The sequence below is a fragment of the Aminobacter sp. P4_H6_2 genome (assembly GCF_056400805.1).
Genome location: NZ_JBFUKO010000158.1, coordinates 1 through 9,486 on the forward strand (window position 1 = coordinate 1; position 9,486 = coordinate 9,486).

General features: G+C 61.8%; 6 protein-coding genes and 1 tRNA gene. 3 read left to right on the forward strand and 4 right to left on the reverse strand.

Annotated features, from left to right (window positions below):
* The coding region (gene betB, locus AC1DUU_RS13655) for a betaine-aldehyde dehydrogenase (protein WP_476783961.1) at nt 1-1,017 on the forward strand (1,017 nt) is incomplete at its 5' end.
* A gap of 31 nt (nt 1,018-1,048) precedes the next feature.
* Here betB and AC1DUU_RS13660 read toward each other — a convergent pair.
* The gene (locus tag AC1DUU_RS13660; protein ID WP_476783962.1) at nt 1,049-3,289 is read right to left on the reverse strand and encodes a mannose-1-phosphate guanylyltransferase/mannose-6-phosphate isomerase; all 2,241 of its coding nucleotides are present in this window, start codon (nt 3,287-3,289) and stop codon (nt 1,049-1,051) included.
* 9 nt (nt 3,290-3,298) lie between these two features.
* Nucleotides 3,299-4,819, reverse strand: coding sequence for a phosphomannomutase/phosphoglucomutase (locus AC1DUU_RS13665; protein ID WP_476783963.1), 1,521 nt, complete (start codon nt 4,817-4,819; stop codon nt 3,299-3,301).
* A gap of 202 nt (nt 4,820-5,021) precedes the next feature.
* Between AC1DUU_RS13665 and AC1DUU_RS13670 the strand changes: the two genes are divergently transcribed.
* A tRNA-Pro gene (locus AC1DUU_RS13670) sits at nt 5,022-5,098 on the forward strand.
* Nucleotides 5,099-5,303: 205 nt separating this feature from the next.
* Entirely contained in the window at nt 5,304-6,068 is a 765-nt protein-coding gene (locus tag AC1DUU_RS13675) for a metallophosphoesterase family protein (protein ID WP_476783964.1), read from the forward strand.
* Between the two features lie 3 nt (nt 6,069-6,071).
* On the opposite strand, the gene AC1DUU_RS13680 is transcribed toward AC1DUU_RS13675, so the two are convergent.
* Both AC1DUU_RS13680 and AC1DUU_RS13685 read right to left on the reverse strand, forming a co-directional pair.
* Nucleotides 6,072-8,468, reverse strand: a complete 2,397-nt coding sequence (locus tag AC1DUU_RS13680; protein ID WP_476783965.1) for a polysaccharide biosynthesis tyrosine autokinase — start codon at nt 8,466-8,468, stop codon at nt 6,072-6,074.
* A 169-nt stretch (nt 8,469-8,637) separates the two neighbouring features.
* The coding region (locus AC1DUU_RS13685; RefSeq protein WP_476783966.1) for a UTP--glucose-1-phosphate uridylyltransferase at nt 8,638-9,486 on the reverse strand (849 nt) is incomplete at its 5' end.

A 9,486-nucleotide genomic window follows, 5' to 3' on the forward strand; every position in this document is an offset into this window, starting at 1 on the left:
GCATGGAACTATCCGATCCAGGTTGCCGGCTGGAAGTCGGCGCCCGCGCTCGCCATGGGCAACGCCATGGTGTTCAAGCCGTCTGAAAACACTCCGCTCTCGGCATTGGCTCTCGCCGAGGTCTATTCGGAAGCAGGCCTGCCCGACGGACTGTTCAATGTCGTCCAGGGCTATGGCGATGTCGGCGCGGCACTCGCCTCGCACCAAGCCGTCGACAAGATTTCGCTCACCGGTTCGGTGCCGACAGGCAAGAAGGTCCTGGCGCTGGCCGGCTCGCATATGAAGCACGCGACGATGGAACTGGGCGGCAAGTCGCCGATCATCGTCTTCGACGACGCCGACCTCGAAAACGCCATTGGCGGTGCCATGCTCGGCAATTTCTATTCAAGCGGTCAGGTCTGCTCCAACGGCACCCGCGTTTTCGTCCAGAAGGACCTTCACGACCGCTTCGTCGAGCGGCTCGTCGAGCGCACCAAGACCATTCGCATCGGCGACCCGCTCGACCCTGACACCCAGATGGGTCCGCTCGTCAACAAGTCGCAGCACGACAAGGTCACCGACTACATCGCTATCGGCAAGGCAGAGGGTGCGGCGCTGCAGGCCGGTGGCGGCGTGCCTTCGCTGCAGGGTTTTGAGGGCGGGTTCTTCGTCGAGCCTACTGTCTTCACCGGCGTCACGGACAATATGCGCATCGCCCRCGAAGAGATTTTCGGGCCGGTGATGAGCGTGCTGTCGTTCGACAGCGAGGACGAGGTCATTCAGCGCGCCAACGACACCGAATTCGGGCTTGCCGCCGGTGTCTTCACCAGGGACTTGCCCCGCGCCCATCGCGTGATCGCCGAACTCCAGGCCGGCACCTGCTGGATCAACACCTACAATCTGACGCCGGTGGAAATCCCGTTCGGCGGCTTCAAGCAATCCGGCATCGGCCGTGAAAACTCGCTCGCCGCCCTCCAGCATTACTCCCAGCTCAAGTCGGTCTATGTCGAGACCGGCGATGTGGCGAGCCCGTACTAGGGGCCCACAGCTAAGCCAGTCGCCGACTGGCTTAGCTGGCAAACTCTTCGGTCTTGTCGAGATACTGCGTCAGCGCTGTCACCAAATGGTAGAAGATGCTGGCAGGAACTTCCTTGGCGAGCGAGCGGCCGCGCTCGTCGATCTGGTCGATCCACAGCCCCTGAGGTGCCGGGTCGATGTGCCAGCGGAACAGGCGGCCAACACGCGCCTCGATCTCAGGCTTGAGGTCGGGACCTCCGGTGCCGTCGAGCGCGACTGCTGCCTTGATCGCCTCGGTCTGTGGCCAACTGCGCGAGATGTTGTCGAGCGGCAGCCCCTGCCGCGACACCGCCCCATAAGCCAGCCCCGTCGCGCGGTTGAGACCATTGGCGATGGCCGAGGCATAAAGCTTACGTCCGTACGCGACCAGATCCTTCTGGCCGCTCTTGTCGGCGAAATCGACCAGCAGCGACGCCCATTCGAAATGATGCCCTGGCTCGGTCCATTGCCCCTTCTCGCTGGGTGCTGGATGCCAGTCGCGGTCGAAGAACTCGCCCAATGTCCAGCTGTCGACCTCGAAGAAATGACTACGGAACAGATCGATGATACGAGCCGCGCGGCGCAGATAGGCACGGTCGCCTGTTACCGCGTGCCAAGCCAGGAACGCTTCGAGCAGATGCATATGCGGGTTGGATCGCCGCACACCTTCTCCGTCAGGGCTTTCGAGGAAGCCGGTTAGTCTCTCGTCTTCGAGATGCTGGTCGAGGAAGGCGAATGTCTCGGTCGCGAGGCCCAGCGCCTCCTTGTTGCCGGAGCGATGGGCATGGGCAAGCGCCAGCAGAACACAGGCATGATCGTAGGCATCTTCGAGCGGATCGGCGACACTGCCGTCGGGGTTCAGCGTACGCACCCAGCCACCGCGCTCGGTGCGCCCCTTGTCCGCCATGAAGCGGATGCCGTGATCGATCAACGCATCGGCCCCGCCGCCCCAGCCACGCTGCTTGGCGACTGAAAAGGCGTAGACTTGGCGCGCCATGGTGCGCATGCGCTTGGGCTTGGCAAGCGGCCGCCCATCGAAACCGAGCGCCTCGTGGAAACCACCGAAATGATCGTCGACGCCTGCGGTCGACCACAGCGGCAGCGTTTCTTCCAGCAGCCAGTGCTGTACCCGCCGACGCCAAGCGCCATTCGCCAAGACGCGGCCATGCGCTGGCGTGAACTTGGTCTCCAGCCGGCCGCTCTTTTCGAGCTGCTCGACGATCTTCTTGACGTTTTGGCTATGGCTGACCGGTGCGACGAATGTCGCGTCCGAAGTCGAGACAATGGCTACGCCTTTCAGCCCGATCGCCGACAACAACCTGCCTTCGCCGCGGAGATACGAGTTCTCGCAGTCGATCGCGACGACGTCGCCGACAATCACGTTACCGTCCTTGTCGGAGGGACTGACATCAAGCAGCGACTGCCACGAACCGAGATCGTTCCAGCGGAAGCTCGCCGGCACCATGGCGATACCGCTGGTGCGTTCCATGATCGCATAGTCGATCGAAATCGAGGGGATCCCGGAATAGAGCTCCAGCGGCATGTAAATGCCGGACAGGTCGCTGGTCGCCGCCTTGAACGCCGCTTCGGCACCTTGCCAGATTTCCGGCTGATGCTTGAGGAAGGCGTCGCGCATCGCGCTCGCCTTGAACAGGAAAATACCGGCGTTCCAGAAGAAATTGCCTGCCGCTAGATATCCCTCGGCTGTGGCCAAATCCGGCTTTTCGACGAAGCGGGTGACATCTGCAACGCCGTCGCTTTCGCCGCCGACCTCGATATAGCCGTAACCGGTCTCGGGCGTCGCCGGCTTGATGCCGAACACGACAAGGCGCCCCGCATTGGCAGCTGATACGCCGCGCTCGACCGTGTCCCAGAACTGGCGCTGGGTGGAAATCTCATGGTCAGATGGCACCACCAAAACGATGCCGTCGCCATAAGCCTTGAGCGTCTGCAATGCCGCGATTGCTACTGCTGCTGCCGTGTTTCGCCCCGTCGGCTCGAAGATCGCGCCGCCGCCGGAAAGATCAATTGCCGCCAGATCGGCACGGACGCGCGCCGCGTGACGTTCCGAGGCAATCAGATAGATCGGCGTCTCGCCCTCGTCGCGCGCAGCCAGGCGCTTCAGCGTCTTGACCAGCATCGAGCCGTCGCCGGAGAGGTCGTGGAACTGCTTGGGATTGTCTTCGCGCGACAGCGGCCACAGGCGCGAGCCAACGCCGCCGCTCATGACAAAACTGACGATCCGTTCAGCCATATCAGCCCCTCAAAATGTCTGGTTGTAGGCGCCGACCGACGTGTTGCGCCTCAACACCGCATCGACGCCCTCGAACATCTCGCGCCGCCGCTCCGATGAAACGGGGCTTTCCACCACAACCACCAGTTCCGGCTTGTTCGAAGACGCCCGCACCAGCCCCCAGGTACCATCTTCCGCCACCACGCGCACACCATTGACGGTGATCAGATCGACGATCTTCTGGCCGGCAAAGGTTTCGTCATTTCGCTTCATGGCCTCGAAGTCGGCGACCACCTTGTCGACGACACCATATTTCAGCTCATCGTCGCAATGCGGCGACATGGTCGGTGTGCCAAAGGTCAACGGCAGCGCGCGATAGAGATCGGCCATCGACTTGCCAGGGTTGYGGTCGAGCATCTGGCAAACGGCAATCGCCGTGACAATACCGTCGTCATAACCGCGCCCGATCGGCGGATTGAAGAAGAAATGGCCTGATTTCTCGAAGCCGGCGATCGCGCCCAGTTCGGCGACCCGGCGCTTGAGATAGGAGTGGCCGGTCTTCCAGTAGTCCGTCTTCGCGCCGTTCGCAGCAAGCACCGTGTCGGTGTTGAACAGGCCGGTCGACTTCACATCGACAACGAAGGTGGAGTTCGGATAGAGCGCCGAAATATCGCGCGCCAGCATCACGCCGACCTTGTCGGCGAAGATCTCGTTGCCCTCATTGTCGACGACGCCGCAACGGTCGCCGTCGCCGTCGAAGCCCAAGCCGACGTCAGCGCCGGTTTCCAGAACCTTGTCGCGGATGGCATGCAGCATCTGCATGTCCTCGGGGTTCGGATTGTAGCGCGGGAAGGTGTGGTCGAGCTCGACATCGAGCGGAATGACCTCGCAACCGATGCGCTCAAGTGCTTCGGGCGCGAACGCGCCAGCCGTGCCGTTACCGCAGGCGGCAACCACCTTCAACTTGCGGCCGATGCGTTTGCCCGCCACCAGATCGTCGAGATAGGTCTTGCGGAAATCCGGCACGAATTCATAGGAACCGCTGCCGATCAATTCAAAGTCGCCATTGAGCACAATGTCCCGCAGTGCCGACATCTCGTCGGGCCCAAAGGTCAGCGGACGCGCCGCGCCCATCTTCACGCCGGTCCAGCCATTTTCGTTGTGCGAGGCCGTGACCATCGCCACCGAAGCCGTATCGAGCTCAAACTGCGCAAAATAGGCCATCGGCGACAACGCCAACCCGACATCCTTGACGCGTGCGCCGGCGGCCATCAGGCCCGACACCAGCGCCAGCTTGATCGACATCGAATAGGAGCGGAAGTCATGGCCGACGACGATGTCAGGCCCCGCACCGAGACGTCGAATCAAGGTCCCAATGCCCATGCCGAGCGCCTGCACGCCGATCAGGTTGAGTTCCGGCTCCTTGGTCGAGTTCGGATGACCGAACCACCAGCGCGCATCGTATTCGCGAAAACCGGTCGGCTTGACCAGCGCAAGAGTCTCGAACTCGAAGGTGTTGGGGGTTGCTTGAGCAACGGGCTTGATGTTCACGACTGCACTCCAGCACGCAAATCTGCGCATAGATTCTCTTTGGGACCGAATACCGCAAGATTGAGACGCTGTCCCCTACCCCAGCGGCAGCACAAAGGCTTAAAAGCTCAACAAGATAACTCACTTGCGAAAAATCGCACCAGCTAAACCTTTGCCGCTTGCAGGAAGCAAAAGCGGCAGCTATAAGCCCGCCCACTGGTCACGGAGTGTAGCGCAGCCTGGTAGCGCACATCGTTCGGGACGATGGGGTCGCAGGTTCAAATCCTGCCACTCCGACCAGTAAAAACAACGACTTGTTTTCCCGAAAGTCTTCCTCCTAGATTAACGTGCACGCCAAGAGTTGGCGCGTTGAGGCTCCTGACGGCTCGACATCGAGCGCGCAGCAGCCGTGCCAAAAGAGGTACGGCCATTCCTTGCAGCCATCAAAGAAATAGTTGGGCCGAGGCCAGGACGACACTCAATTGGCACTTGAAGGAATAGTCTGGTGAGCTTTCTGAATTTTCGCTCGCAGGATCGGAAGGCAAGGCGCCAGCGCGTTGAGATCGACCTCACCGATACGGTCGTTTACGCGATTGGCGACGTCCATGGCTGCTTCAGTCAACTACGCGCGCTCGAAGACAAGATCGTCGCCGATGCCACTGAGTTGCCCGGACGGAAACTGATCGTGATGCTGGGCGACTACGTCGACCGCGGCCCGGATTCTGCCAGGGTGCTCGACCATCTTCTGGGCGCACCCCCGGYCGGCTTCGAGCGTATCTGCCTTGCCGGCAATCACGAGACGCAGATGCTTGATTATCTCGACGGCGGGCTGTCGCTCGAACGCTGGCTGGTAACGGGCGCGCGATCCACCTTGTTTTCCTATGACATCGATGCCGAACATCTGGCCGATCTCTACGGCAGCGGCGACAGACTCGACGACTACATCCGCGCCAGCATCCCGCCCGAGCATATCCAGTTCCTGCGTGGTCTGCCGATCATGGCCTATTCGGAACGGTTCGTGTTCGTGCATGCCGGCATCCGGCCTGGCGTGCCACTGCTCGAACAGGAAGATCACGACCTGCTCTACATTCGCGACGAGTTCTTCGAGTCCTCGCGGCGGCTCGACCGCTGGGTGGTACATGGCCATACGCCGGTCGACCACCCACGCATCGACGGTCGCAGGCTTGGCATCGACACAGGCGCTTTCAAAAGCGGGCGCCTGACGGCAGTGCGGATTGCGGGCAACCAGGGACGGCTGCTGTTTTCCTGAGCCTCAGGAAGCGACCTTCACCTTCGCCTCGCTCTTGTCGACATAGTAGGTCGAATATCTGTCTAGGAACTGCTCCGAGCTGCCATAAGCGCCGTAACGCGGCAGCTTCTTCAGGTCGACCTTGTTGAGCACCAGCCCAAGGATCTTGTTGGCGATCTGGGGTTCGGCATTGAGTGCCGAACGGACCAGCGGGCGCGGCGTCGCACCCCACTCAGCGACCAGCACGAAACCGTCGGCGAGCGGCGCGAACGCCTTGGCATCGACAACCGGGCCGAGTGGCGGCAGATCGACGATAATGTATTCGAACGTCGCCTTGGCATCTTCGATGAAACGCCGCATGCCGGCGGACGAAAGCAGTTCGCTGGTGTGCGAGAAGCGGCCACGCACCACAGCCGGCACGATCGCCATCTTGGTCTGGCGGTCAACCTTGACCACCGATTGCCAGCCCTTGTCGTTGACCACGGCTTCGACCAGCCCCTGATCGGCATCGATGCCCAAGCTGCGGCTGAGGCCGGGATTGCGCAGGTCGGCGTCGATCAAAAGCGTCTTGGCGCCGTTGCTGGCGAGCAAACCGGCGAGATTGGCGGCAACCGTCGACTTGCCCTCGCCCGGCAGCATCGAGATCACGCCAATCACCTTGCAGCCGAGATCCTGAAGCACGACGTCACTGGCGATCTTGGTGCTGCGCAGCGTCTCGGCGAACATCGAGGCCGGAGCATCTACGGCAATACGCATTTTCGCCCGGCGCCTAGCAGCCTCCGAGGCGCGTGCCAGCGGCGGCGGAGGCGTCGCGCCCTTCTGGGCTGTCTTGTCCTTGGCCTCCTCCTTCTTGTCGTCGTTCGAGCCGAGCAGCGGCAGATAACCGAGGAATTTGACACCCAGCCGCTCGCGCACGTCTTCGGCGGTGCGGAAGAAGCGCTCATTGAATTCGTTGAGCGCGCCGAAGGCTGCACCCATGACGATACCAAGCACGAGCGCCAAGCCGAACACCATCGACGTTCGCGGGCTCGATGGGCTGCGCGGCGTCGTCGCTTCCGAAATCACCCGCACCTTGGCGATGGGGAACGAACTCTGCTGCGAGGCTTCCTCATAGCGCGACAGGAATGTCTGGTAGAGCGTGCTGAGCGCGGTTGCCTGCTGCTGCAATTCGCGCAGGCGCACCTGCGCCTGATTGGCGCTGGAATTCTGGCCGGTGGCTTCCGAGACACTATTGCGCAGTGCTGTCTCGCGCGACTGCGCCACCTCATATGCGTTGCGATAGGTCTCCGATAGCTGGCTAAGTTCACGCAGGATCTGGTTGGACAGGTCGCCCTGTTCCTTGCGCAGGGCTACAGCCTGTGGGTGATTGGGACCAAAGCCTGTCGAGATCTCCTGCTCGCGCTTGGAGACGCTGGAATAGCGCTTCTTGAGTTCCGAAATCAGCGGATTGCCGGCCTCGTCGGCCGACAGGGTCGAATTGCTGACGGCAGCCTCGGGGCCGCTTTCAACGATGGTGCGATATTGTTCATAGCGCGCCCGCGCCTTCGCCGTATCGGCCTGGGCGAGGATCAGTTGGGCGTTGAGATCGGAAAGTTGCTGTTCGGCAATGGTTTCGCCACGTGCCGCGGCGAGACCATTTTCGGCGCGGAACTTTTCGACCTCGAGTGCTGCCTTCTGCGAGCTCGTGCGCAGTTCCCCGAGCCTGCCCTGGAGCCAGACGGCGGCCCTTTCGGTGGCGTCGAAACTGGCATCCAGCTGATCGGCGACAAAGGCATCGGCGTAAGCCCTGGTGATATCAGCCGCCAGCTGCGGGTCGTGCGAACGGTAGCCCATGGAGATGACGTAACTGCGGCCGGAGCGCTCGGCCATGATGTTGGCCTGCAGCATCGCCACCGCCTGCTGCTTGCGAGCCGCATCGGCCATCGCCTGGCGCTGCGCCTCTGTCAGGTCGCCACTGCCGGCGGCAATCTCGGGGCTGGAGCGGAATATCTGCAGGAAACCCCTGGCGTAACCGACCAATGTCGACAAAAGCGATTTCGGCGGCTGCATGAAATCGGGATTCTGTTCGAGCTTCTGCTTGTCGACAACAACCGATGCCAGACGCGCCGATTTGATGATCTCGATCTGGGAGAGGATCGCCGCATCGGTCTGCATGTTAACAGGCGTCGCCGAAACCTCGTCGACCATCTTGTTCATGCCCTCGTCGATCAGCACGCTGGTGCTGGCGGTGAAGGTCGGCGGCGTCGTCTGAAGATAGATCAACCCGAGCAGCAGGCCGACAACAGCGCCGATGCCCACCACCTTGGCCTGGCGCTTTGCCATGGCCAGCAGGCGTTCAAGGTCGATGAAGTCGCTTCCTTCCCGTGCGTCCTCCCGAGGCGCAGGATTRCGGTTGTTGAAAGGGTAGCTGGCGTAGTTCATCTGCGTTCCAGTTCTTGCCTGAGCGGCGGTCGCCGCCGCTCGAAAGGCTCTGGCGCGAAGCTGAATTCAGCTACGCAAGTGCTGTGCCCACAAGGCACGCTTCATGACAGGCACTGTCGAAACGCCGTCGGAGACAAGTGGTTTCACTCGTCCCGACAGCGTTTTGTCGTCAGGCTGCCGCGACGTGATCGTGCTCGGCGACCATCTCGCGGATGGCATCAAGCACGGAGCCACGGATATCTGCCCGCTTCAGCGCAAACGCGACATTGGCCTGGATGAAGCCCTCCTTCGAACCGCAATCGAACATACGGCCACTGAAAGGCCGGGCGAAGAAGGCCTGGCTTGCGGCAAGGCGAACCATCGCGTCGGTCAGCTGGATTTCGCCACCGGCACCGCGCTTCTGGGTGCCGAGGAGGTTGAAAATCTCAGGCTGCAGGATGTAGCGGCCGTTGATGTAAAAGTTGGACGGCGCGGCCGCCGGGGCCGGCTTCTCCACCATCGCGGTCACCTCGAAACCGGTGCCGATTTCAGCCCCCTTGCCGACGATGCCATATTTGTTGGTTTCGTTGGGATCGCACTGCTCGACGGCAATGACGTTGCCGCTGGTCTCCTCGTGCAGTTCCATGATTTCGGCGAGGCAGCCGCGACGGCCGAACGACACCATGTCGGGAAGCAGGAGTGCGAATGGCTCGTCGCCGATGATGTCACGGGCACACCAGACGGCGTGGCCGAGGCCGTGCGGTGCCTGCTGGCGGGTAAAGCTGGTGGCACCAGGAACCGGAAGTAGGCTCTCCAGCGACCTGAGTTGATCCACCTTGCCGGCCTGCTCGAGCGTGCCGACCAACTCCGGGTGAAGGTCGAAATAATCCTCGATGACCGCCTTGTTGCGGCCAGTGACGAAGACGATGTGCTCGATGCCGGCCTCCAATGCCTCGTCGACGGCGTACTGCACCACGGGCCTGTCGACCACCGGCAGCATTTCCTTCGGCATGGATTTGGTCGCGGGCAAGAACCTGTC